At 44.5% G+C, this 24335-nt stretch carries 26 protein-coding genes; 13 read left to right on the forward strand and 13 right to left on the reverse strand.

Going from position 1 to position 24335, the window contains the following annotated elements; all coding sequences use genetic code 11:
• Positions 1 to 55: 55 nt before the first annotated feature.
• The 4 genes from pncB to L3V32_RS18045 all read left to right on the forward strand — a co-directional run bounded on the left by pncB (position 56) and on the right by L3V32_RS18045 (position 3744).
• Positions 56 to 1366: a nicotinate phosphoribosyltransferase gene (gene pncB, locus L3V32_RS18030; protein ID WP_134645419.1), complete on the forward strand. Its 1311-nt coding sequence runs from the start codon at positions 56 to 58 to the stop codon at positions 1364 to 1366.
• Positions 1367 to 1701: 335 nt separating this feature from the next.
• Positions 1702 to 2061, forward strand: coding sequence for a hypothetical protein (locus L3V32_RS18035; RefSeq protein ID WP_005373947.1), 360 nt, complete (start codon positions 1702 to 1704; stop codon positions 2059 to 2061).
• 214 nt (positions 2062 to 2275) lie between these two features.
• Positions 2276 to 2794 carry a glycine zipper 2TM domain-containing protein gene (locus L3V32_RS18040; RefSeq protein ID WP_237284837.1) on the forward strand — a complete coding sequence of 173 codons (519 nt, stop codon included), beginning with the start codon at positions 2276 to 2278 and terminating at the stop codon, positions 2792 to 2794.
• 299 nt (positions 2795 to 3093) lie between these two features.
• The gene (locus L3V32_RS18045; RefSeq protein ID WP_237284838.1) at positions 3094 to 3744 is read left to right on the forward strand and encodes a methyltransferase domain-containing protein; all 651 of its coding nucleotides are present in this window, start codon (positions 3094 to 3096) and stop codon (positions 3742 to 3744) included.
• A 63-nt stretch (positions 3745 to 3807) separates the two neighbouring features.
• Here the strand turns inward: L3V32_RS18045 and L3V32_RS18050 are convergent, their stop codons facing one another.
• Positions 3808 to 4704 carry a DMT family transporter gene (locus tag L3V32_RS18050; protein WP_046873824.1) on the reverse strand — a complete coding sequence of 299 codons (897 nt, stop codon included), beginning with the start codon at positions 4702 to 4704 and terminating at the stop codon, positions 3808 to 3810.
• 94 nt (positions 4705 to 4798) lie between these two features.
• Between L3V32_RS18050 and L3V32_RS18055 the strand changes: the two genes are divergently transcribed.
• The 3 genes from L3V32_RS18055 (at position 4799) to L3V32_RS18065 (ending at position 8306) form a co-directional block, all read left to right on the forward strand.
• The gene (locus L3V32_RS18055; RefSeq protein ID WP_005392662.1) at positions 4799 to 5683 is read left to right on the forward strand and encodes a LysR family transcriptional regulator; all 885 of its coding nucleotides are present in this window, start codon (positions 4799 to 4801) and stop codon (positions 5681 to 5683) included.
• 180 nt (positions 5684 to 5863) lie between these two features.
• Positions 5864 to 6478, forward strand: a complete 615-nt coding sequence (locus L3V32_RS18060) for an outer membrane beta-barrel protein (protein WP_005373936.1) — start codon at positions 5864 to 5866, stop codon at positions 6476 to 6478.
• 160 nt (positions 6479 to 6638) lie between these two features.
• Positions 6639 to 8306, forward strand: coding sequence for an ABC transporter substrate-binding protein (locus tag L3V32_RS18065; RefSeq protein ID WP_237284839.1), 1668 nt, complete (start codon positions 6639 to 6641; stop codon positions 8304 to 8306).
• Positions 8307 to 8381: 75 nt separating this feature from the next.
• Here L3V32_RS18065 and ompV read toward each other — a convergent pair whose 3' ends face one another.
• From ompV to L3V32_RS18085, 4 genes are all read right to left on the reverse strand, one after another.
• Complete coding sequence (gene ompV, locus L3V32_RS18070) at positions 8382 to 9158, reverse strand: outer membrane protein OmpV (protein ID WP_012842379.1); 777 nt, start codon at positions 9156 to 9158, stop codon at positions 8382 to 8384.
• Positions 9159 to 9376: 218 nt separating this feature from the next.
• On the reverse strand, positions 9377 to 9913 hold the full coding sequence (locus L3V32_RS18075; protein WP_046873821.1) for a copper resistance protein NlpE: 537 nt from the start codon (positions 9911 to 9913) through the stop codon (positions 9377 to 9379).
• Between the two features lie 253 nt (positions 9914 to 10166).
• Positions 10167 to 11396 (reverse strand): glycine betaine/L-proline ABC transporter ATP-binding protein, encoded by a 1230-nt coding sequence (locus tag L3V32_RS18080; protein WP_193447437.1) that lies wholly within the window; start codon positions 11394 to 11396, stop codon positions 10167 to 10169.
• Complete coding sequence (locus tag L3V32_RS18085) at positions 11389 to 12288, reverse strand: proline/glycine betaine ABC transporter permease (RefSeq protein WP_134645422.1); 900 nt, start codon at positions 12286 to 12288, stop codon at positions 11389 to 11391. Before L3V32_RS18085 ends, L3V32_RS18080 begins: the two co-directional genes overlap by 8 nt.
• Positions 12289 to 12790: 502 nt before the next feature.
• On the opposite strand from L3V32_RS18085, the gene L3V32_RS18090 reads away from it, so the two are divergent.
• From L3V32_RS18090 to nqrM, 3 genes are read left to right on the forward strand one after another with little or no spacing between them, the layout of a single operon-like run.
• Complete coding sequence (locus L3V32_RS18090; RefSeq protein ID WP_237284953.1) at positions 12791 to 13081, forward strand: DUF134 domain-containing protein; 291 nt, start codon at positions 12791 to 12793, stop codon at positions 13079 to 13081.
• Positions 13078 to 13593, forward strand: a complete 516-nt coding sequence (locus L3V32_RS18095; RefSeq protein ID WP_237284840.1) for a NifB/NifX family molybdenum-iron cluster-binding protein — start codon at positions 13078 to 13080, stop codon at positions 13591 to 13593. Before L3V32_RS18090 ends, L3V32_RS18095 begins: the two co-directional genes overlap by 4 nt.
• A gap of 1 nt (position 13594) precedes the next feature.
• Positions 13595 to 13804, forward strand: a complete 210-nt coding sequence (nqrM, locus tag L3V32_RS18100) for a (Na+)-NQR maturation NqrM (RefSeq protein ID WP_005392671.1) — start codon at positions 13595 to 13597, stop codon at positions 13802 to 13804.
• Here the strand turns inward: nqrM and L3V32_RS18105 are convergent.
• Entirely contained in the window at positions 13782 to 14576 is a 795-nt protein-coding gene (locus tag L3V32_RS18105; protein WP_237284841.1) for a phosphotransferase, read from the reverse strand. The genes nqrM and L3V32_RS18105 overlap by 23 nt on opposite strands.
• Before the next feature lie 210 nt (positions 14577 to 14786).
• Here L3V32_RS18105 and L3V32_RS18110 point away from each other — a divergent pair, with 210 nt between their 5' ends.
• A complete protein-coding gene (locus L3V32_RS18110; RefSeq protein WP_005392673.1) occupies positions 14787 to 14981 on the forward strand; it encodes a hypothetical protein in 195 nt (64 codons plus the stop codon).
• Between the two features lie 71 nt (positions 14982 to 15052).
• On the opposite strand, the gene fusA is transcribed toward L3V32_RS18110, so the two are convergent.
• The 5 genes from fusA to L3V32_RS18135 all read right to left on the reverse strand — a co-directional run bounded on the left by fusA (position 15053) and on the right by L3V32_RS18135 (position 21766).
• Positions 15053 to 17077, reverse strand: a complete 2025-nt coding sequence (fusA, locus tag L3V32_RS18115; protein WP_100088706.1) for an elongation factor G — start codon at positions 17075 to 17077, stop codon at positions 15053 to 15055.
• Positions 17078 to 17370: 293 nt separating this feature from the next.
• Positions 17371 to 18363, reverse strand: a complete 993-nt coding sequence (dgcA, locus tag L3V32_RS18120; RefSeq protein WP_237284842.1) for an N-acetyl-D-Glu racemase DgcA — start codon at positions 18361 to 18363, stop codon at positions 17371 to 17373.
• A 50-nt stretch (positions 18364 to 18413) separates the two neighbouring features.
• Positions 18414 to 19418, reverse strand: a complete 1005-nt coding sequence (gene dgcN / locus L3V32_RS18125; protein WP_237284954.1) for an N-acetyltransferase DgcN — start codon at positions 19416 to 19418, stop codon at positions 18414 to 18416.
• A 101-nt stretch (positions 19419 to 19519) separates the two neighbouring features.
• Entirely contained in the window at positions 19520 to 20401 is an 882-nt protein-coding gene (locus L3V32_RS18130; RefSeq protein ID WP_237284843.1) for a LysR family transcriptional regulator, read from the reverse strand.
• Positions 20402 to 20557: 156 nt separating this feature from the next.
• Positions 20558 to 21766 (reverse strand): MFS transporter, encoded by a 1209-nt coding sequence (locus L3V32_RS18135; protein ID WP_074190012.1) that lies wholly within the window; start codon positions 21764 to 21766, stop codon positions 20558 to 20560.
• Positions 21767 to 21967: 201 nt separating this feature from the next.
• Here L3V32_RS18135 and soxR point away from each other — a divergent pair, with 201 nt between their 5' ends.
• The gene (soxR, locus tag L3V32_RS18140; RefSeq protein WP_005392679.1) at positions 21968 to 22399 is read left to right on the forward strand and encodes a redox-sensitive transcriptional activator SoxR; all 432 of its coding nucleotides are present in this window, start codon (positions 21968 to 21970) and stop codon (positions 22397 to 22399) included.
• Positions 22400 to 22408: 9 nt separating this feature from the next.
• Here the strand turns inward: soxR and L3V32_RS18145 are convergent, their stop codons facing one another.
• Complete coding sequence (locus L3V32_RS18145) at positions 22409 to 22804, reverse strand: DUF2391 family protein (protein WP_031780282.1); 396 nt, start codon at positions 22802 to 22804, stop codon at positions 22409 to 22411.
• Between the two features lie 13 nt (positions 22805 to 22817).
• Positions 22818 to 23663, reverse strand: coding sequence for a tetratricopeptide repeat protein (locus L3V32_RS18150; RefSeq protein ID WP_005392681.1), 846 nt, complete (start codon positions 23661 to 23663; stop codon positions 22818 to 22820).
• Between the two features lie 200 nt (positions 23664 to 23863).
• Between L3V32_RS18150 and L3V32_RS18155 the strand changes: the two genes are divergently transcribed.
• Complete coding sequence (locus L3V32_RS18155; RefSeq protein ID WP_237284844.1) at positions 23864 to 24334, forward strand: ASCH domain-containing protein; 471 nt, start codon at positions 23864 to 23866, stop codon at positions 24332 to 24334.
• Position 24335 lies beyond the last annotated feature (1 nt).

The raw sequence follows: 24335 nt of genomic DNA on the forward strand, positions 1-24335 counted from the left end.
ATTAGTTAGTAACAAAAAGTTATATACCCAGGAAGGGCGTGTAGAAGGGCACCTAATGACCACCAAACTATTTTCTTCCCGCATCATTCAAAGCGCTTTGGATTTTGATGTCTACAAAGTCAATATGATGAGCGCAGTAACAGCGCTTTACCCTGATGCAATGGTGTCATACAAATTTATTGTGCGTAGCGAGGAAGATCTCTCTGAACTGCTACCAGAGGTAAAAGCAGAAGTTCTTAAACTGCAAGACATTCAATTTACGCAAGAAGAAATTGAATATATTAAGCGTGTCGCGCCTTACCTAAATCCTGACTTTGTTGATGCACTGCGCCATTTCCGTTTCAACCCACAAAGCGATGTCTCTTTCCACAATAAAGCCATGGCCGATGGCTCAAGCCAGTTACGCATTACTATCAATGGTTTGTGGCGAGATACTATTTTGTACGAAACGATCATCATGAGCATCGTGTCTGAAGTTCGTAGCCGTCAGCGTTGGTCAGATATCCCTGTAGCGCAATTTACCACCGTTTTAGAAGAGAAAGTTCGGTACCTAAAATCCGAACTCAAACGTCGTAACATCACTAACTTTAAGTTTTCTGATATGTCGACGCGTCGACGTTTCTCTTTTCAAGCTCAGCGCACCATGCTGGAGTTCTTGTGCCAGGAAGTACCGGAATGTTTGACAGGAACAAGCAACTACCACTTAGCAAAAGAACTGAATTTAACGCCTATCGGTACCGTTGCTCATGAATGGTTTATGGGCCATCAAGCTCTGGTGAATGTGCGAGATTCGCAAAAAGTGGCTTTGCAACGTTGGCAAAAAATGTTTAACGGTGCACTAGGTATTGCGTTGACAGACACGATTGGTATCGATGCCTTCCTTAAAGACTTTGATGCAGAGCTAAGTAACGCGTATTTCGGTGTACGTCACGATAGTGGTTGCCCTTATAGCTGGGGTGAAAAAATGATTGCACACTACCAGTCGCTTAATATAGACCCATTAACAAAAACACTGGTGTTTACCGACGGACTTAACTTCGAACAAGCGTTAGATATTTGCGAGTATTTCCAAGGACGTATTCAGGTGAGTTTTGGTATCGGTACTTTTCTTGCGAACGATATGGGTGATTATGTCAATAAAGAGGGTGAAGCCTACCAGCCACTTTCTATCGTGATCAAAATGGTCACGTGCAATGGTTCACCAGTCGCAAAAATCAGTGACGAACCTGAGAAAGCCATGTGTGAAGATATCTTCTTTTTGATGAACCTCAAGCGCCGCTTCGAGCAACCTCTTGATTTAAATGAGTGTCGTAAACTGATTGATCGTCTAGAAACTGAAGGTCAAAACTATCTCATCGACGCGTAGGCGTTATCCTCCCATCCTTGATAAGCACCCTCTATCGTTACGACAAATTTATATAGACAAACGTAGAGGGTGATTTCGTTATAGTAATACGCAGAAGTAACCAGATACAGCGTAGGAAAGCACTCGAAAATAAGGTTGTTTTTTTGATGTGCTATGTGCCTATGATTGGTGTAAATCGATACGTTACAGCATCGTGGAAGGTGTATTTTCATCGGACACTAAACTCAGTCTAATCACGTAGTTTATTCCCATGTACCATGAGGTCACTCGGGTATAGACGTCTATCTGCTTTTATGACTTTGGGCTTCGCGTAATTGCTTGAATCAGGAGTCAAAATGAACCTAGTAGTACATTTGCAAAAGAAAGCGATTCGAAAATATGGCTATGAGATGGCCACTCGTCAAGCATGGAAATGTGGCATCAAGGCAAATCTTGTTAAGCGCGTGATCGGCCTTTTTAAAGGACAAATTGTTTGTGTGGTTGAAGGTTGTCGCGCAGAGTTTTCTTCTCCTCTTAATAACCCCCTTCACGAAGATGACAAGCAAGGGCGATATGTGTTTGTTGGCGGTGTATGCTGGGAACCAAACAACATTATTGCTCCTGGTTTTCCTGACTTTATGTTTATGCACGTGCGTAACCTGAGTCACCGTCATAAGTATTTAACCGACGACGAACTGTTTTTAAGCTTGGCTTAAAAATAAGTCTCATAGGTTAATCAAGCCTAATCATAATCAGTAATGATACGGTTTTAGCTCAGTTGACATTCTGTTGAGTGTTTCTTGACGTACCTTTTATAAAACAGTGTTTCTTTACTCGTTAATGACAGAGGGTTTGTTTTCGCCTGATGTGATTTCCTAATTGCGATTTACTATACCGCTCATCAAAGCAAACCATACTGGGATGTAAATCATGAATATGAAATCTATCGCAATTGCAACGGCAGTTGTTGCTGTACTAGCAGGCTGTAAAGACAAAACGCCACCAGCTCCAACCCAAGCAAACATTACTTTGGTTGAAGCGGTGACTGAAACTGTGAAAAATCCACACCAAGTATGTAAAGACGTGGTAGTAACGGAGCAAGTTGCTCCTACGGATGATAATAAAATAATTGGTACGGTCGGCGGCGCAGCAGCTGGCGCGGCATTGGGTAACCAAATCGGTGGCGGCTCAGGTAAAGTGATTGCAACTGCAGCTGGTACGATCGCTGGTGCGTTAACGGGTCGTAAGATTCAGGAAAACGTGCAACAAGGCGATGTAGTGACAACGACGAAAAAGCAGTGCCACACAGAATACACAACATCTGAAAAAGTAGTGGGTTACGATGTCACTTATGAAGTTTCAGGTGCGCCAACGACGGTTCGCTTAACGAGCAAGCCAGCGACAAAAACGTTCCCAATTCAAGATGGCAAAGTTGTTCTTCCGCAATAACTAGCTCCTCAACCGAAGTAATTAACAAGCCCTTTTATCTTTGAGATGAAAGGGCTTTTTCACATAAGCGGTGTTTTCATCTATTTTCCCGCGGGAATGTGCAGCCAGAATTACTAGTTAATTTCAGCGTTCGATACAATCACTTTTCTAAAAGTACGAACGGAAAATACATGGAAGATTTTTACCTGACCGATCGCGGTTTAGCTGGTTATTTCGAAGCGCAATGGTTCGACTAGTTCATCGAAGATAAGCAGATTGAGACGATAACCAGTCGCTCAAAACAAGTCCCACTCTCTTTTTTGTCATCACCACATTGTTCCCAAGTCGCTGACTTTATTGCGCAGACGGCACTCGAGAGCGGCGTTCAGCCGTGTTCCCTACTTGAGGTTGGGGCGGCCCTGGGAAGAAACTATTATGAGTTAGTGCAACGCTTATCTAGCCTTAAAGAAGCGACGCTGGTTGAGCCTTCAAATAGGTTAATGGATGGCTTTAAGCAGCTTTTAATAGAAGAACAACGGGTCGAGTTAACTTATCTGCACGATGTGAACACCATAAACACGTTAGAAGTAGAGAATAGAGATATCGTGCAAAAATGTGCTCATGTTGATTTGACGCTGATTAACCAACCTTTTGAGCACGATACTCTCCAGTCTAGCTTTGATTTAGTCGTATGTTTGAACGTGGTTGATCAATGTGAGTCGCCACTTAGCGTGCTCAACGCTCTAAAAGAAGCCACCAAGGTTGGCGGGCTGATGGTTGTCTCTTGCACTTATCAGTGGAACGCGAAACACATCAAAAATGAAGACGAAGCGGTCGATGATATCAAAGCGTACTTTGCTGAAGGTTGGCGTTTAGTATCGGAAGCCGATCATGAATATCGCATCCGGTTTAATGATCGTTTTGCAAGGCAGTTTTTATCTCATGTGGTCGCTTACATCAGAATGGATTAGAGCTACATAAAAAAACCGAGCACTTACGACTCGGTTTTTTAGTCTTTGAGATAGAGCGCGATTTTAAGTAACGTGCGCCTCTTTTTGTTCTCGCTCTTGCTGAGCTTGCAGCTTTTTCTTGCGACGCTCTCGTTTAGAAAGCCAAACCAGCGGCACAACAATCATTATTGTTCCTATCGCCATGAATATGTCTGGCACTTCTCCAAACCAGATTAATCCCACAAACACGGCACCAATTAAGCCACTGTATTCAGCGCTGGCAATTTTGTTGCTATCAATCGAGCGGTAAGCGATCACACATGTTGCCGCATAAATCATGATGAACAAACTTGAGCCAGCAGCGACAGGGAAAGCACTCCAGTCCCAAGGTTCCGCTTCGATCAGAACAAGTAAGAAAGCCACGGGAATACCTGCCAAGTTTGTCATTAGTAGCGTTTGCATTACAGACTGATTTTTTGGCAGTTTTCTAATAAGCAAGTTATTGATTGCCAGGGTAATAGCCACAACTAAAGCCGAAATCGCTGCCCAGTCGATTTGATCTGGACGAATGATGACCAACACACCAGCAAAGCCCATGATCGCAGCCGCGACCGATTGTTTAGACAGCTGTTCGCCAAAAAATATCGCGGCAAGCGGCAGCATGATTAATGGCGCGGCGTAGAAGATTGCGTTCGCAGTTGCGAGCGGTAAAGATGAAATCGCCAAAACCATAAATATAGCACCAAGCAACCACACGTGAGCGCGGACAGCATGCCATTTAAATCCTTCAAGAAAGTGAGTCTTTTTTGTCAGCAAGCAGACAGGCAGTAGGAAAAGCACTGCGGAAATTTGTCGGAAAAAGACAAACTGAAAAATAGGCACTTCATTTCCGACACTTTTAATTAAAGAGTCCGAAAGCACCGCAATGAGATTCCCAACAATTAATAGCAGCATAGCTGCGCCGACCGATGTAACTTTCACTTATTTCCTCTCCTCTTTCTTTGCCAAAGAGTAGGTGATGTCATAGGATGAAGTGAAGTGATATTTATTAGTTTAAGTATGAGATTTTTAGATAATGAAATTGCCACCACTCAGAGCGGTTCACTGTTTTGAATCTGTCGCTCGAAACTCTAGCTTTTCGCTTGCGGCTGAAGAGCTCAATGTGACGCAAAGTGCCGTTAGTCATCAGATACGATTATTGGAAGATTATTTGGGCGAGTCATTATTTATTCGTCAAGGAAGAAAGCTCTCTTTATCGGATACTGGTGCTCGTTATTTAGAGGATATTAGCCCGGCAATTAGCTCTATTGCGATGGCCAGCCAAAAGGTGAGAGAGGGGGACAAAGGCAGCATACGTTTGGCGATTTATAGCTCGCTTGCCGTAAAGTGGCTTATTCCGCGTTTGTCTGATTTTAAGCGGTTACATCCGGAAATCGATCTGACACTCAATATGGTTGTTGGTGATCCTGAGCAGACAGATAGCGTTGGTGATTGCTTTATCACGGTAGAGAAGCCAAAGCGCAACTATATGTCGGTGAAGTTATACGCGGAAACGCTGTATCCGGTATGCAGCCATAAAATTTGGAAAGAGTTACAAGATCAACCCATTCCAGAAGCGCTTTGGCGATATCCTATTTTGTCAACAGACTCTATTTATCGTGAGAGAGGAAAAGACTGGGCAGAGTGGTGCAGAGCGGGTGGTTACACTTTGCCGAAAGATGTCGATGTTCAACATTTTAGTCATATGTTGCTGGCAATTGAGGCTGCACGTTATGACCAAGGCATCGCATTTGCGAATGATTTTATGCTCAATGAAAGAGATAAAGCGCATGATTTGGTGTATATCCCTTCTCATGGATTAGAGACGGGGGACAGCTTTTATTTTATTCATAAAAAGAGCCGAGCCAAGCAGGCGGAAATCATCAAACTCACCAATTGGTTGAAGCAACAGTGCTTGTAAAATGACTAAATTGTCATAATTAAGAAATAAAGTGGCAAAGTTGTGTTTAAATATTTCATGTTTTATTGAGTTTTTATTCATTAACATCAACTTGGTTTTGAAACCGAGTGAAATGGATAGCATTACGTGCTTAAGGATGGGCAAAACACAACCTCAATAATTAACAGGCAGTGAAATACAATGTTTAAAAAAACATGGCTAATGACAGCCCTTCTAGCAACATGTTCTGTTGCAAACGCAGCTCCTTACGTTGGCGCATCGGTAGGTCAAGCATCGTTTGGTGATGTTAATGGCTCTATCAATGGTGGTGGTACCAACGCTAGCACTAAGCTTAAACTTGAAGATGACTCAAGCCTTTCAGGTAAAGTATTTGGTGGTTACAAGTTCAACGAATACATTTCTCTAGAAGCAGCCATTGGTGGCTACGATGCTTTAGACGGCAAAGTTGTTACTGTTGGTGATATGAAGTATCTATCGATTCAACCAAAGGCGACTCTACCTATTGGTGATCGTTTCAACCTTTTTGCTAAAGCTGGTCTTTCTTACTTCAATGCTGAATTCAAAATTAGCAACTCTGTGATTGACGGTAGCGCAGGCCATACCACCATTTCTGACAGCACTGTGACAGGCATGTACGGTTTAGGCGCAGAGTTCGCTATTACAGAAAATTTTGCTCTACAAGTTGAATGGGAATACATGATGCCTGAGCTAGACATTGCGAAATTTGGCAATGAAAAAGTAACGGTTGATGCTGACATCAACGTGTTCTCTGTAGGTATGAGTTACCGTTTCTAAGAACACTTATTCAAGTTACCTCTTGGCTTAGTACACGTTTTTGACTTCTGTTGGTCGAGCTGAGTCCAAGCTTTGAATATGTTTAGATATAGCACAGGAAGTTTAGTTGCTAAGCGTCCTGTGCTATTTTTTTGCTTTGGAATAACTCTTAGGAATCTTTGTGAACGATGTCAATCTTAGGTATCTGGATCTACTGTTAAAGCACTTTGAACCTCATCAATATCACTTCGTTACGCTGTCGGAGCTTGAAGTGGTAATTTGTACGTCAAGGCGCAATGTTTCTATTGTGATGAAAAAGCTTGCCTCTTACGGTTGGGTAGATTGGAAACCTGCAATTGGCAGAAGTAACGCCAGCCGTCTGAATATTACTATTTCCCTTCAACAAGCGATGACCGAATTTTTGGTTGAGGAGCTTGGTCGGGGAAGAATGAATTCGATAACAAAACTTATCGATTGGTTCGGCCAAAGTGCTGTCAGGGCGCTGACGATTGCCTCTGAAAAAGTGAACCAGTTGAATGAGTCAAATAACGCTATTTTGATCTCCTCTTATCCTTGGGTGTCTAAGGTCGATCCTGCGAATACTTATCGTCATACTGAACTGCATGTGGCGAAAAGTGTTTATGATGTTTTGCTGACTCAAAATTCCAATGGTGGCATTGAGCCTTCGCTAGCACATGAGTGGAAAATGGAAGGCAATGTGATGACGTTATGGTTGAGACCTGGAATATATCGTCACGATGGTGAACCTCTCAGCATACAAGATGTTGTTTGGAGCATAGAAAGACTTAAGGAAATAAAAGGACCAGTACACGAGCTCTGGCAATGTATTGACAGTGTGATTGCCGAAACATCGAGCTGCTTAAAAATCACATTGAAACATCCGAACATGTTTTTTCCATACATGCTAGCCACTCCTCACGCTTCTATTCTTTGTCGAGATGTTGTTTCTTTCGGTTCTGGTTATTCTTACCACATAGGCACCGGACCATTTAAAATCAGTGGTTGGAACCAAGAGAGTATGATTCTTCAAGCACACAAAGAATATTTTTCAGCGCGCGCATTGTTAGACCAAATTACGCTGTCTCATGGTGATGTTAAGACCCTGAATATGTTGAGTTTTAACCAAACCTCTGATCACGTTGAAGTGGAAAAAATCAGCGCATTTTCATATTTGACCTATCGGGAGCGCGCGGACTCTAATCTCGCAAAAGAAGACTGGCATCAACTCGCCGATTACATCAATGCGCAAAAGAGAATCTATGAGGCGCAAAGTGCCGTTGACAGCATTCAGTTAGCGACTCAAGAGCAAGATTTACTAATAGCAGAGGCTATTGTGACGCCTAAGCTACAAGGTAAAGTAGCGCTAGCTGAGCCAGTCTGGACGATACCAAGTTTAATTCGTCACTCTGAGTGGTTGCACCGAGTGATTAGGGCGACGGGACTAGAGCTAGAGATCGTCATTATTGATGACATTAGTTTTCCTGAAGTCGTATCACATCGAGCGGACTTGCTCCTAATTGAAGAAGTCATGGAAGCGCCGTTTGAGTATGGCGTATTTGAGTGGCTATCGATAGCAACAGGTTTGCGTTTTAGTTTTGATCAAAGCCAGATGTTGATCCATCGAGAAAACCTTCGCGAAGCCATGACAAATGCTCAATCTTTACAATCTCTTTTAGGCGTAGAAAAAGCGTTACGAGAGCAGTACCTTTATTTGCCTTTATTTGTTGGCTATGAAGAGGTGACAAAAACACAGCAAGTGCGCGGTGTTCAGGTGAAAAATACGGGTTATAGCGATTTGCATCGTCTCTGGATCGCTCACTCTAACTAGCATATTTCGATACGGTGAGCATAGAATATGAATACATAAAGCCATCGCAATGATGGCTTTATGTGGAATGTAGAGTTAGAAGTTGTACGACACACTCGCACCAACAACCCATTGATTTGCACTATCAACAATCGAGGAATCGCTGATACCGCTGCCTAGGCGAGTGTATTGTGTCATTTGGCTCACTTGCCAGTTATCGTTGATTGGCATGACTAGCTTGTAGCCTAAACCATAGCTTACTGTTGAATCACCTTTGTACGCTTTGCGGTTTGCATTTGCTTCGCGTTGTTTTACGCCAAAGTAGTAATCTACGTAGTCTTCACTTTGATAAGTTAGGTTAGCAAAAGGAACAAAATCAACACTACCGAAGTTCATAATGTGGAAGTAAGTCGCGCCCGCTAAGTAACCTTTGTAAGCACCACTGATATCATGTTGAAGGTATGTTGAAATCACATTGTGTTGATCTAACGTAAAGTCAGTGTTCAAACCTAAATCGACAGCAAAGCGACGTTTATCCGTGCCTTTCAGGCTCTTTGCAATATCACCGTCACGCATGACACCACTGCCAACAAGGTAAGCACTCATGTTGATTAATTCATTGGTGTTACCGAAGAAGCGGTAGTTAATGCCACTTAGATCGGCGTTAAAGTCGTCACCATGGTAACCGCCATTTAGAATTGGAGCTGTATTGTATTTTTGATCTTTGAAAAGATCGCTGCCATGAGCCACTCCGACTTCCGCGTTCCAGCCACCTTCATTGTTGTAGATGTTACCGTTACGAATATAAGTATCACCAGCAACCGCTGAAGCAGCAGCAGTCAGAGTTAGTAGTGCAATTAATGTCTTTTTCATAGTTTTTCCGAGTTGTTCTGATTTGTTTTGAACACTGTACAAAATGAAGTTGTAAGCCTCTATCAGCAAAGCGTATGGAAATGTAATGAACCATCAGGATAAGAAGCGGAATGTAAGATCATAGAAGGAAGATAAGAAAGACAACCGCCGTCGATGGAAAGAAAAATCCGAGCTGGGGTAGCTCGGATTTAGATTATTTATCAGGTATCGATACGAACTTATTGTTGTTTCGTTAAATTGTATAACGGTGCTAGGTCACCTGTTACTTTTTCGCCATTCATGTCTAGCTTCATAAGTACATTTTCACCAACAAAGTATTGGTTTGGTGCATCTTCGTTTGTCAACGTTACGATGCTGCCGTTTGCATCCCAAGTGAATTGGCCTTCAGACTTTGACTGACCGTCTTCTTTGTCTTGGTAGCTTTCTTCAAGTACGTAAGTGCCATCTTGATTCAGTGTGATGGTCATGTCGATACCTGAACAATCCGCACATGGAAGCGTACCTTTGTATGTGCCGTTCCAGTCAAGGGCATTTTGAGCGTTATGCTCAGAGTCTACAAATGTTTCTTCAGTGATGACTTGTTCTTCTGCTACTGGCAGCGTGTCAATTGTCTCTGTAGTAACTTCTGCGCTAGTAGTGACTTCAGTTTCCGTCGCTTGAGGTACTTCAACTGCGCTTGTTTCGGCAGGTTTCTCATCTTGACAGCCTGCAAGAATGATTACCGCGCCTGTTAGTGCCAACATTGTTTTTTTCATTTTATCCCTCTTTAAATCAAGATTTTGTATGAGAGTAATAGTAGACATTTATCAGGTATTTGCGTCATCAAAAAGCAATAGAATGATCTATCTATGTCAATAAAACCGAATATGAGCATAAAATTGTCAGGAAAATCAGAACAATGTAAATATTGATTGGGATATCAAGCTTGGGTCTACAAATAAATATCTAGAGGGGGGGCAGAGATAGTGAAAACAGCCCACATTGCTGTGAGCTGTTTTATTAAATCAGTTAAGAGGCCTTATCGATGTTTGAACGTGAGGTGCTTCGTTTTGTGCTGTCTTCATAAGCGAATAGATCAGCAACAGTACGACGCTCTAGTTCACCTTTCAAATGACCATGCTCATCGACAACGGGCAGTGAGTATTCGCACGACATGGTTTCAGTCAATATTTGCTCAATGGCTGAATGGGGAGAGATGATAGGCACTTCTTCATAGATATCATCATCCCAGCTTGGGGTTTGAGCTAACTTAGTCGCGTCTAGTAACCCTTGTTGCGTTATCACGCCTTGATAGCCTGCATCGGTCACATGATAAGCATAATTACGTTTAACACGTTTCATCTCACTGAGCGCTTCTTCAATGGTTTTAGCGGCAATGCGATATGAAGGTGGCTGCATCACAGTCTCAACCGTCAATGCTCGCGCTCTATTGACGTCTTTTACAAAGGCTTCAACGTACTCATCGGCAGGATGCAGCAATATTTCGTCTGGTGAACCTTGTTGGACAAGCTCACCGTCTTTAAGGATCGCAATGCGATCGCCAAGGCGCAATGCTTCATCTAAGTCGTGAGTAATAAAAACAATCGTTTTGTGTAACTGCTGTTGCAGTTCTATTAACTGATCCTGCATTTCGCTCCGAATCAGTGGGTCCAGCGCTGAAAATGCCTCGTCCATTAACAGTATTTCGGCATTGGTTGCCAACGCTCGTGCGAGGCCTACGCGTTGCTGCTGACCACCTGATAGCTGAGCGGGGTATTGGTTCTCATAACCCGTTAATCCAACGGTATCCAACCATTCGTTTGCTTTTTCTAAGCGCGCTTCTTTACTTATTCCTTGAATTTCCAAACCGTAAGCGATGTTGTCGATAACAGTGCGATGAGGCAATAAGCCAAAACGTTGAAACACCATCGACATCTTATGACGACGAAACTGCTCTAACTCCTTGTTAGAAAGCTGCATGACATCTACCCCTTCCACCAAAATCTGTCCCTTGGTTGGATCGATTAGGCGATTGAAGTGGCGAATCATGGTGGACTTACCTGAACCGGATAAACCCATGATGACGAAAATCTCGCCCTTTTTAATTTGGAGGTTGATGTCTTTTAGCCCGACCGTGTGCCCCGTTTCCGCTAACACGTGTTCTTTACTATGTCCCAACTTGACGCGCTCAATCACGCTGTCGGGTTTGGGTCCGAAGATTTTATACAGACCGCTGATTTCGATAAGTGGGCTAGTCATGCTTTAAATCTCCTAGATGGGCTTGAGTGCGTTTCGCATACGCTTGTGAAGCGCGGTCGAAAAGAATCGCTAGAGCGACAATGGCTAGACCATTTAAAAGACCAAGAGTGAAATATTGATTGGTAATCGACTTAAGAACGGGCTGGCCCAAACCTTTTACCCCAATCATCGATGCGATGACGACCATCGACAGTGCCATCATGATCGTTTGGTTGATTCCCGCCATGATGGTTGGCATTGCGAGCGGAAGTTGGACCCCAAAAAGCCGCTGTTTACTGCTGGCACCAAATGCGGTTGCGGCTTCCAACACTTCTTTATCCACCAAACGAATCCCCAAATTAGTTAAACGAATAACAGGTGGAATCGCGTAGATTACTACTGCGATGAGGCCAGGAATTTTGCCGATCCCGAGTAACATCACAACTGGGATGAGGTACACAAATGCCGGCATGGTCTGCATGACGTCGAGTAATGGTGTCACAACTGACTGAATACGATTAGAGCGCGCCATAGCGATGCCGATAGGGATCCCGAGTGTGATTGCCAGCATGGTACACACCGTGATAATACTGAGCGTGCGCATTGTGTCTTCCCACATGCCGAAGTAGCCAATCAGGATAAGTGAGCCAAAACATGCGATGGCCAGTCTCCAAGAGCGACTAGCGGCATAAACGAGGGCGGTGCAGACGCCTAAAACAACGACCCAAGGTGTTGAAATAAGCAGTTTTTCAAACCAGACAAGAAATGAAAGGAGCGGATCAAAGAGAGACTCGATAAGTTCACCATATTCACGAGAGAAATCTCGGTAGGCGCCATCGAGTGTTTTGCGAATCGCTCTAAGATCAGAGCGATCCATTTCTGGGAATTCGCTGAGCCAATTCGAGTCAGACATATTTACTTCCTTTTCTGATATATCTAGGTGCCCTCAAGAGGCGTGATTCAGCAAGAATGGCTGGGATCGTAGACCAAGTAATGATTGGTGGTTCGATAGGTCCTCCATCTATTGTTTTACCCTTTAGGCTCATTTCAATGCAGTCGACCTGCACTTTATAGTTACTTAGGGAGACACTCTTTTAATAAAATAATCATTAGTGTTCAAATGAATGATTTGATCGGATTATAGTTTTTCTTCTCCAATAAAATGAATACATTAGCGCGTATTTGTATGAAAAGTCTGCGCAAACTAACGTTTTTATTATCTAGATAATTAGAATTGATCTTTTTGCTCGTTTGTCACCAAAGTTTGTCAATTTTTAGATGTCTAATTAATCCTGATGTCTTACGTATTTATCGTGTCGATTTTTGCAAACTTAGTTTATTGGCATATGCTAAAAATGTTATTGGCATATGCCAACTTAAGGTGTAATTTGACCCTGTGTTTTCGAGGGATAATGATGGCAAGACCAAAGATAGAAAGACGAATATGCGGACGTGCTGCACACCATTGTTTCAAACCTAATGGCGTGCCATTTCATCAGTTGGAGCAAGTCGCCATATTACCAGAAGAGCTAGAAGCACTGCGTTTGGCTGATTTAGAGGGTCTTAGCCAGCAGCAAGCTGCTGAACAGATGGGCGTCTCTAGACAAACTTTTGGTAACACAGTAAAAAGTGCAAGATTGAAAGTCGCAAAAAGTTTAGTTGAAGGTCATGCATTAGTTTTTCCGGATGAGGAGTCACACTTATGATTTATGCTATTCCTAATGATGGTGAGCGGGTGGCAAACCACTTTGTTAAGGCACCATATATTGCTATTTATTCTGATACTGACGGCATGCTAAAAAACTTAGCGAACATTGCTTCGATGCCACAAGCAGGTTGCAATGCGAAGTCTCAGTTAATTCAGTCTCTGCAAGAGTACAATGTGGATGCTGTACTTGTACGAAATATCGGTGAACGTGCACTAGCCAAATTACTTCGTAGTGGCACGCAAGTATTCAGGCTTTCTACCCGTAGCTCATTGGAAGATGTACTTGCGGTTCCAAGAGAGCCTCTCATTGAGCCGTCTCAAGGTCGTCCCTCAAACAATCATAAGAAAAGTGCTCACAAGCCAAAAGGCGATTGCGGTTCCTGTGGTTGTGGTGGCAAAAAATCCAAACCCTCCTTGCTGGCAAGACCGAAAGCACCAGCAGGGCTACTTAAAGTGACATCTCGCCCTGCTATACTTAGGCTAAAGACGATGGCTAATAAGGCAGGTTAATATGGTTTGGTTATTTACCTTTCTTGGTTTTCTCGCAATCATTTTGTTGATGTCGCTTGGCGTCATTTTCCACAACAAGCGTATTCAAGGGAGTTGTGGCGGATTGAATAATGTCGGTGTTGATAAGGTGTGCAATTGTGAAACCTCTTGTGCCGAGCCTGAAAGACGTTTGTATCAAATATCCGAACCTAATTCGTCATCTGAGCGCTAAGATCTTTTGCCCATTTCGGTAAGGTTTGTTTAAACCAGTCAATGTATTTACTGGTCTGAGGGTTCTGTCTCGAGACCAGTATATTCACCACTTCTACCACCATCCACGTTTTAGCTATTGCAATCGTTCTTGCTAAATTACTCGCATCGCCTTGCTTTGCCGTCTTGGTATAGGTATGCGCCACACCAAGATAATCTTCGAATGTGCCCATGCCTTTGACTAGTGGTGCTAAATCTATCGCGATATGCCCTGTCGAAAAACGTTCCCAGTCGAACAGCACCAAATCGCCATTATCTCGTCGCCCCCAGTTCCCGGCATTGGTGTCTCCAGAGATCAAATTTTTGGCGTTGAAAAGCGGGCCGGATTGCTCTTGTAGCTGATAAAAGAACCGCTCTGTTTTTGCGTCTAGTTTGAGCGTGCTTAAAGCTTGGGAAGTGGCTGGTTGTGCCCACTGATGAGGATGATAAACACCATTTGATGTCGGAGATAGTCTGTGTATTTTAGCTAGTTGTTCTATCACGCGCGGCTCTTCAAGCAGGAATTCTTGATTGACAGAGTGCGGGATATACTCGATTCGTAACGTATTTTGTTGGTGATCGTAATCAATGAGCTCAGGTACAAGAATGCCAAGTTCATTGAATGGTTTAGCCTGGTGTTGATAAAAAGCGACCTCAACCTGTTCTACCTGTTGCTTTTCAATGAATGAAATGCCGTGTTTTTCTACCAGATAAACTTTGGCACTGCCCATCTGGTTAAGCTCTTGCCTTGACATGAGACATCCTGTCTTTTGATGGTGGAACCTTCACTTACCTTAAACGCGAAAGGTGTGTGCTCCAAGAATACTTAAAGAGAACATTGAAACAAAATAATGCAATGGTTTGAGTATAAAATTGTCGCTGGTGTCTAAATTTTACACAGTGGCTTTTACGCATCGTTAACCACGTTCTACGCTTAATATTCGATTTAAACAAGGAGAACCAATATGGCTGTAATAAAGCAGGATATTCCAAATCGTGTAACGGTTTATCATGACAATGTCGATCAAGAACAAGAGCTGAAAAATGCGATGCTGCCAGAGAAACCGCGCTACTTTAACGGTGCTCCGACTTACAAAGCGAACAGCATCGAAGAGTTTGAAAATAAAATCAGTCAGATCGGTTTGTCTCTCGATAAATAAATTTTAATTTACCTAAAAGCGCCCTCATTTTGAGGGCGCTTTTTTATTTGATTGATTTGAATCGTAGGGAATTAACCTTGTTGAGCACTGCCTTGGCAGACTTGTTTTTGCACTGCTGGTGGCGCGGGCTCGTAATGGCTTAAAGTCATACTAAAACTGCCTTCACCACCCGTGATAGCTCGCAATCGACGAGCGTAATCTTGCAACTCGTTTACTGGCGATTTGGCTTTCAACAACGTGAATTGGCTATCAATCGGTTCGGTGCCTTCTATTAATCCTCGATTACCTGACAAATCCCCAGACACGTCACCGACGTTTGTGGTTGGGACGTGTAACTCCATTTGGACAATGGGCTCTAACACAATAGGATCAGCGTTGTTGATCGCGTCTAAAAAGGCTTTCTTACCTGCGATGACAAACGCAATTTCTTTTGAATCGACAGAGTGATATTTACCGTCATAAACGGTGACTTCCACATCCTTGATTGGGTTGCCAGAAATCGCCCCTTCTTCGAGTACTTGTAAAATACCTTTTTCGACCGCGGGAATAAGCGCGGTTGGAATGGCGCCACCCACCACTTTGTTGATGAACTTAAATCCGGCGCCACGTTCGAGTGGACGAACCTTCAATTGCACTTCACCAAACTGGCCTGCACCGCCACTTTGTTTTTTGTGTCGATAATGCCCTTCGGCAGGTTTGGTGATGGTTTCAAAGTATTCGACGCTTGGTTGGCAGGTTTCGACGTCCAGCTTGTACACGTTCGCCATCTTTTCTAATGCGACTTTGAGGTGAAATTCCCCTTGGCCGCTGATGATGGTTTCGTTGGTGCGAGCGCGATGTTCGATGCGCAGCGAAGGATCTTCGCTGGCGATTTTATTCAGTACATCGCCTAATTTTTGCTCATCTCCACGCTTAAGAGGCTTCAAGCACAAAGAATACATGGAGTCAGGAAGGTCCAACGTCTTGAGTTGAACACCATCTTCTTCGTGAGAGTCATGAACGATTGAATCGAATTCGAGATCATCCACTTTGGCTAAAACGCAGAAGTCGCCGGCAAGCGCGCGAGGGATCTCGGTTCTATCTTTGCCCTGCAGTTGATATAAGTGCCCAACTTTAAATGCCTTGTTGCTTTCGCCAATATAAAGCTGGCTGCCCGCATTGATTTCACCCTGATACACACGTAAGTAGGCAAGTTTTCCCATATATGGGTCGACGCTGACTTTGTACACGTGTGCGACGGTGTGCTCTAAGGTTTCGCAATTTACTTTGATTTTTTTGCCGTTCTTTTCCAATAGAGGAGGGTTACCTTCGTTTGGCATGGGCATGATCTCCGCCAAGGTACGAAGCAGAAGCTCGACGCCCGCGCCGGTTTGTGCTGAGACAAAACAGACCGGAATCACATGTCCAGTTCTCAGTGCTTCTTCAAACGGATCATGCAGTTGCTCTGCGGTGAGTTCGGAACCTTGTTCCAGATACAGTTCCATCAGTTCTTCATCGACTTCGATAACTTGGTCAATCAAGGTCTCATGAGCTTCATCTACCGTCGCAAGTAAGGTTTCTCGTCCCAATTCTGGTTCGAAATAGCAGTCAACTACAGATTCCCCGTCAGCCGAAGGTAAGTTGATCGGCAAGCAGTGGTCCCCAAAATGCTCAACGATGTTCTCCATCAATCTTTCTAACTGACTACCGTGGTTATCGAGCTTATTGATGATGATCATCTGACATTTTTGCTGCTCTTTAGCAAAGGTGAATAAGCGATCGGAAGTTTGATTTAGTGGGGTTTGAGGGTCGATGACAAGGGCGGATGTTTCAACGGCAGGAAAGACGCTGATCGTACGGCCAAGTAACTCGTTTTGTCCCGGAGTGTCGATGATATTGAGCCGATGTTTATTCCAGCGCAGTGCGACTGGCGTTGCTTCAATGCTGTGTTGATATTGGATGGATTGAGGGTCGAAGTCGGTAACGGTATCGCCTTTTTCTACGCTGCCTAAATGGTGAGTGGCATCGCAGGTGAAGAGCAGTTTTTCTATCAGCGTGGTTTTACCGGTCCCGGTTTGGCCGACAAAAGCGATATTGCGTATTTTGTTGATAGGCATAGAGCCTCCTTGCAAGATGGCATGAAAAACCTACGAATTGCTAGGAAGTGGGTTGCTATAGAAACCCACGCACTGCATTGGAGTAGGGCGGGATTACCGCCTATTCGTCTTCCATGTCATTTTCCGGATGACTCGATGCATAAGACCACCTTCTTGGACTACTGTAATCTTAGCATGCCGTAATAACCGTATAATTTATGTGACTTATTTCATGATGGGGCTGATTGTTTTTTAATCGATATCATAAACTCAGAGGTTCTGACTTTTCGATCAAAACCTCTGGATTGTTTAGGCTATTTGGAAAGAACGATTTCGCCGTCGCGATAAACTAAGCTCGGCGTTATATCTTGTCCGAGCAACACCGGGCCATCAAGATCGACAACGCTCGCCTGAGCAGCAATAGGTAACGCAGCTCGCATTGCCAGCGACGTCCCCAACATACAACCGGACATGAGGCTAAAACCGAGTTCTTTTGCATCGTCGGCCAGCAATAATGCTTCACTGAGCCCTCCCGTTTTATCTAGCTTAATGTTCACCATTTCATATTTGCCAACCAGCTGAGGTAATTGCTCTCTGGTGTGACAACTTTCATCGGCGCAAAGTGGAATGTGGTGCGGAATGCTGGCGAGTACGTCGTCGCAGTCTTGTGGCAACGGTTGCTCGATCATGGTGATATTAAACGGTTCGAGTTGAGCAAATACCGTAGCGAGGTCGAGGTTTTGCCATGCTTCATTCGCATCTAAGACAATTTGCGTGTGCGGTGCGGCGTCACGCACTGCTGCAACGCGCTCAATCACGTGTTCACCATCCAGTTTTACCTTAAGCAGTTTTGCGCTTTGGCTAAGGTAAGCTTGCGCCTGTTTTGCCATCGCTTGCGGCGTATCGATAGAAACCGTCATCGCCGTCACAATCGCCTCAGGTAACGTAAAGAGGTCGTGAACTTGTTGCTTGTGGCTCAAAAGCGCAAGAAGATGCCAAAGGGCGCAATCCAACGCATTTCTTGCCGCTCCTGCGGGCAATAATGATTGAAGCTGGCTTTTGAGAGCCATCACATCAGCGTCACCTTTGGCGTACAAACTTTGCAGTTCATGCGCGGCGTGAGAAATCGCCTTAATTACCGATTCAACTGATTCACCATAACGAGGGTATGGCGTGCATTCTCCTTGGGCGATCATGCCTCGGTGTTCAATTGTCACGCGGACTACGTGGCACTCTGTCCGACTGCCGCGAGAGATGCGAAATGGTGTCGCCATAGCAATCGTGACGGGTTCTACATGAATTTTCATCTCACTAGTTTTCCCTAAACCGCAGTTATTTTCTAAACCGTAAATGTTTCTTAAATCGTAAGGAGCCTATCTGCAACCGCATCTACGCCAAAACGCACAGGGTCGGTGACGGGCACCCGATATTTGTCGCTCCAATCCTGGCATAGCTGGGCTGCATCTTCTTCGCTGATCGCCGAAGTGTTTAAGCAAATACCCACTAATTGAGCTTTTGGATTTGTTAGGCGAGCAGCGGCCAGATTCGCTTCTATCGTTTGTTCAATGGTTGGCAAGCTCGCATGTGGTAAGTTGCGGATGTGTGGGCGACCAATCTCATGGCACAGTACCAGAGCGTCCGCTTGTGCGCCGTGAAGTAAGCCCAAACTTACGCCAGCAAACGAAGGGTTAAACAATGAACCTTGCCCTTCGATGATGTCCCAATCGTGATCGGTGAACTCAGGGCTGATCGCTTCTACTGCGCCGGAGATAAAATCGGCAACTACAGCATCAATCGAAATGCCACTGCCTGCGATGAGAATTCCCGTTTGACCCGTTGCTTTGAACTCTGCGCGACAGTTTTTACGCTTTAATGCGTGTTCAATGGCAAGAGCAGAGTACATTTTGCCAACGGAGCAATCTGTTCCTACAGTAAGTACTCGCTTGCCTGCGCGAGCTTTGCCATTGCCGACCTTGAGCGGGGCATCATAATGGCGAACATCATACAGTTTGGTTAATCCGCGTTGTTCTAGATCGGCAAGAGGAGCAAATTCCGCCAAACGTTGGTGCATGCCCGATGCAATTTCAAATCCCATTTCTGCCGCTTCAAGTAAGGTTGCTTGCCAAGCTTCGGGAATGACTCCCCCCGGGTTTGCTGTGCCAAGTACCAGCGTTTTTGCTCCTTGCTGCTGCGCTTGTTGTAGTGTCATGTCGGTTAAACCAAGCGATACGGTTTCTGGCGTCAGGCGGATTTGGCCAAGACAAATCTCAGGTCGCCATTGGTAAATGCCACGCGCGGTTTTTGCTGCGAGTGGATCGGTTACATCGCCAAGAAAGAGTAGGTAAGGTTGAGCAATTTGCATGATGGTTCCCTTCGTCATTGTTATTGCTCATTAATGTAGCCAGACTGATTTAGGAAACCGAATGCTTATTTGTTAGGCAGGTATAACTTCAAGTTATACCTTTAAACCATCTGTTGTTTTAGGGCGGTGATAAATTGCTTTGTCGCAATGGATTGAGGTGTGTGCTCTGCGAATAAAATAGAGACAGAGAAGGACATGTTTGGCTCCAAAGCATGCACGGATACGGCATCATCTTGGCAATATTGTTTTGCGGTCCATGGGTCTACAATGGCGAATCCTGCTTCGTTTTTCACCAGTTCAGCCGCCGCGGAGTAGCTGCGGACGGTAATGGCATGTTGATAATGCTCGTCACGCGCCGATAAGGTTTGATGCAGCAATAAGCCCAGAGGATCTCGGCTATCTAAACCGATAATGGGTAAATCGTGACTGATGAGTTCTTCTAAAATGACGGTTTTTTCTTCGGGTATCGCTGCGCTTTTAGGGGCGATTAGCGCCAAGTTTTCTTTTAATAACATGTGTCCCATGATCGCTGGTGGCGTTTCTTCACCGAACGCAATGGCGACATCCAGTTCATGTTTCAGCAATCCTGAGCACAGCTCATCGCGATTGGCCGTTAAGAGCTCAAAGGAGATGCCGTGTTCTTTCGACAACAAGGCGACAGTCGGTGCTAACAAGTGCGCGGCCAAAACAGGCGGAGCACCGACTCGCAAATGTTGAGTTCCCTGTTTGACTTTGTTGGTCAGAGAGCGAAATTGTCCGAGTTGTTGATAGACCTTTTCTGCCTCTGGCAATAAGGCTTTGGCTTCTTGAGTGGGAACGAGGCGCCCCTTTACACGCTCAAATAAAGCGAAGCTCAGTTGTTGTTCTGTATGGGCGAGAACTCGAGTGACATTAGGTTGGGAAACGTGCAGTAAGCGAGCCGCGCCTGACACCGTTCCTGCTTGCATAATGGCGTAAAAGACTTCCAATTGTCTTAAGTTCACTGCGAATTCCTTCTGCTCATGTTGGTCGCCTCAGAATACCCAACCTTGCTGATGAGCGATAGAGGAAAAAAGTACTGGTGTAGAAAATTAGGAAGACGATTTTGGTTATCTTCTTATCTCACTTTTTCAATTTCTCAACTTCTCAATTTCTATGCTTCACTTTGCCGCTGCATGAAGGGGCTGGTCGTTAAACGGCTCGACGTCTCGGCTGAGTAATCCCATCAATACCACTGCTAACACCATGACAACAGCTGCGATTGCAAAACCGTATTGTGTTAGTTCGTAATGACTCAACATCGCGATTAATACATAACTGAGAGATTGAATGGTGGTGGAAAACATGCTGATGCCGCCATCAACACGACCACGTTGATGAACCGCTACGGTGTGATGCATCCAGTTGACTCTCGCAATGCGATTTAGCGCGTTAAACACACCAAACAGAGCCGTAAACAACAAGATTATGAGAGGACTCATTGCAAAACTCATCCCGATAAACGCAAGAGATACCATGACCATCGAAGCAAACATAATGTGGCTATGGGAGGCTCGGCTTAGCACTTTGGTGACAATAAAGCCGGTTAGCAACGAGCCGAGGCCAAAACTGATGTTGAACCCTGCAAACCAATCGCCAGAGATGCCTTGTTCAGAAAACCAAATCGGCACCAATTTGCTCAAATACGTCAATGCAGGATAAGAGAGACAAGAGAGCAGAATAAAGCCATAAAAGCGGGGTTCGAGACGGAATATTTGTTTGCTCTCTTTGAGTTGTGCGATGAAAGCAACAGATTTTGATGCCCTTAATTGTTGGGTATACGGCGTCAGAATATAAAACATCGCCGCCAAAGCGGATGCGCTGGCTGCAAACAAAGCAAACTCTTTCATTCCCCACATTTCAAGCAAAACAATACCCAACGCACCAGCTCCTAGGGTCGTGGATTGCATTACGATTTCTTGCTGCCCCGAAATTTTTGCGTATTCGTGATGCTGATAATTTTCTTGAGTGAAGGCGTTGTTGGTCGTCCATGCAAAGTTACTCGAAACCCAATACACCAATTGCGCAAAAGCCAGCAGCCAGTGGGACTCAAACCCTAACCAATAAGCAATGAACACCACCAAAGCCATTCCCGATTGAATCCATTGATTGAGTACGAGGAGTGCTTTGCGTGAGTGTCGGTCAACTAAAGTGGAAAAGAAAGGCGTTGCCAGAAAAGAAATCGCGGTGCAGCTCAGAGAAACTAAAGCGACGAATGTGCCCATTTTGGGCTCGGAAAGCATGACCCATGGCAGTGCCATCATGAACAAGCCAGATGAGATACTGTCAAAGAAGCGGCCAGCTAAGTACGGCTGAGTTTTATTTTTCATTATGTTTGCCTCAAGTTCCCTTTGGATTTCAAAACGTTGACTTATAACGGTGCTGTGTTTGTCGACCAACTTGTTCATTTCGAACGCATTATTTCGAGACCATCTGGGTTTAGCGTTAATTAAGATGGTGCAACTTTAAAACCTCAAGTAAACTTGAGGTAAAGCATTTTTTTAACAAAATTGATACACAGGGAGTCAAGGATGGAAATCAGCGTAGGAGAAGTGGCAAAACGTTCTGGAGTGAAAGTATCTGCCCTACATTTTTACGAGCAAAAAGGACTGATTTCGAGCTGGAGAAATCAAGGTAATCAGCGCCGCTACCACCGCAGCGTTTTGCGCCGTGTTGCGGTGATTAAAGCGGCGCAGCAAGTGGGGTTGTCGTTAGAAGAGATCAAACATGCGCTAGATGAGCTGCCGAAACATCAAGCGCCAAACAAACAGCAATGGGAAGTCATGGCGAGCCATTGGCATGAACAGTTGGAGCAAAAAATTCAAAAGCTCAAAGCCCTGCAAAACGATTTGGGCGGATGCATTGGCTGCGGGTGTTTGTCGTTAGAAACCTGCGCACTGCGAAACCCAGAAGATGTGTTAGGCAAAGACCACTCGGGTTCTAACTTAACGTTAGAAGAGTAGGTGTTATTCCTATTCTTTGTCGAAACTGTCCACCACAATTGCACCCATTGACGCCGGCATTGTGATGACGATAACGCGTTTTATCGCAACCAGAGGGTCAGACAGTAGCGGTAATTTATCGAGGCAGAATAGCACCAGCGCTACTACGATAGCGGCGATAGAATAGGCGATAACCACACGAAAAATAAAAATGGATACGCGATTTTTTATGTGGCTTTGGAACACGCTTTGATAGGCGAAAAAACTGAGGAAAATGACAGAAAGGCTTAACAGCATGAGCAGGTTTGCCATTGGCAAGCTTTCACCTAGTCGCCACGCCTCTTCAGAAAAAGAGATGGGGACGGCTAGGGCAAAAGCGCCAACCAACACTTGGCTGGCGTCTTCTAAATTAAAGTGGCTACTCATGCTGCTCATTCCATTATTCGTTTGCTAGGTGTAAGAGCTTTTCAAAGCGCTCGTTACCATGCAGCAATTCGAGGTCTCGCTCTTCGGCAAGCAAGTCACGAATAGATGGACTGTATTCAATAGCGCGTTCCAAGTCTTCAATGGCTTGCTCTTCAATGCCAAGACGAGAGTATGCACAAGCACGTTGATACAGTGCCGGACCATTGGTGTAATCGACTTCAAGTACGCGGTTACAGATGCTCAGTGCCCAGTGGTATTCGTTGATTTCCATCGCGGCGTCTGCTTTGTAAGTTAACGCTTCTAAATCACCTGGGCGAATCAGCAAGATCTCATCATAGATTTCAATACGTTGCTCTGGTGTTTGTGAGCTTTGCGCACGCAACCATAAGTTATGGATCTCGTTGATTTTCTCAATTTCTTTATTGTTTTCACTGATAATGCGAGTTTTGCGTTTTAAATCTCGCTCCAGTGCTACAAATTTCTTCTCGTATTCTTGGGCGATCTTTTCTAATCGTTTATCCGCCATCTCTTTGGTGTTGTGTTTAAACTCACGCAGAGATTGCCAGCCTACAAAGGCGATCAGCGATGCGACACCTGCGATGATGTAGAAGAAGTAGGTTACGGTCACGTTGGCATAGTTCAACGATTTATCCGCAACCGTCAGCTCGCGGTCGGTGATCTCTGTGATCATTCGTTTTTCCAGGCTCTGATAGTCCTGACGCAGTGCTTTTAGCTCATCTAAAATATAGCGTTCCATTAATGGTCTATCTAACAGATCCGATTCTGAATACTTTTCGTCCGATGCCATCGTCGGCAAGGCAAGTATCAGCGAGAAAAAAATACCAATAAATAAGCGCATATAACGTCCTTTCACGAGAAGAGTACAGATAGACCATGCAACAATAGCAAATAGCACAAACGTTTAGCAAAGTTATTACAAAAGAAATAATTGTCGTCTACGTAAAAGTCATATTCTTGTTGTTTTTCAGTTTGTTCCTTGTGGTTATTTGCCGTGATATCTTTTATCCTCCTTGCGAATTTATGATTAATGGAGTGAGCATGGACGCGCGAGCTAAGGATTACTTAGAGCAGTATCTAAAATTATTATCACCAGAACAAAGAGCAGCCGTACCATCGGTTAGTGCTGACTATTATTGTGCCGATGAATACAACGCCAACGTATGCGCCGATTTGGTTCGAATTGGACAGAAAACCGCCTCTTGCAGTATGGAGCTTTGGTATCGAGAGCATGGCGAAAGCATGCCACAAGTGGGCCATTTACAAGTCGTCACGAATTGGAACGGGGACCCCGTTTGTGTGATACGAATTACTGATGTCAGCACATGCAAATATGAGGATGTAACCGCAGAGTTTGCCTATGCAGAAGGCGAAGGTGATAGAACCTTAAACTGGTGGCGTGACGCGCATACTGCATTTTTTAAAGCTGAATGCGATGAGTTGAACATAGATTGGCATGAGAAACGTATGCTAGTTTTGGAGCGTTTTGAAGTGGTTTATCCAGTCAATTAAT

This window comes from Vibrio sp. J2-4 (assembly GCF_021728155.1).
GTDB lineage: Bacteria > Pseudomonadota > Gammaproteobacteria > Enterobacterales > Vibrionaceae > Vibrio > Vibrio diabolicus.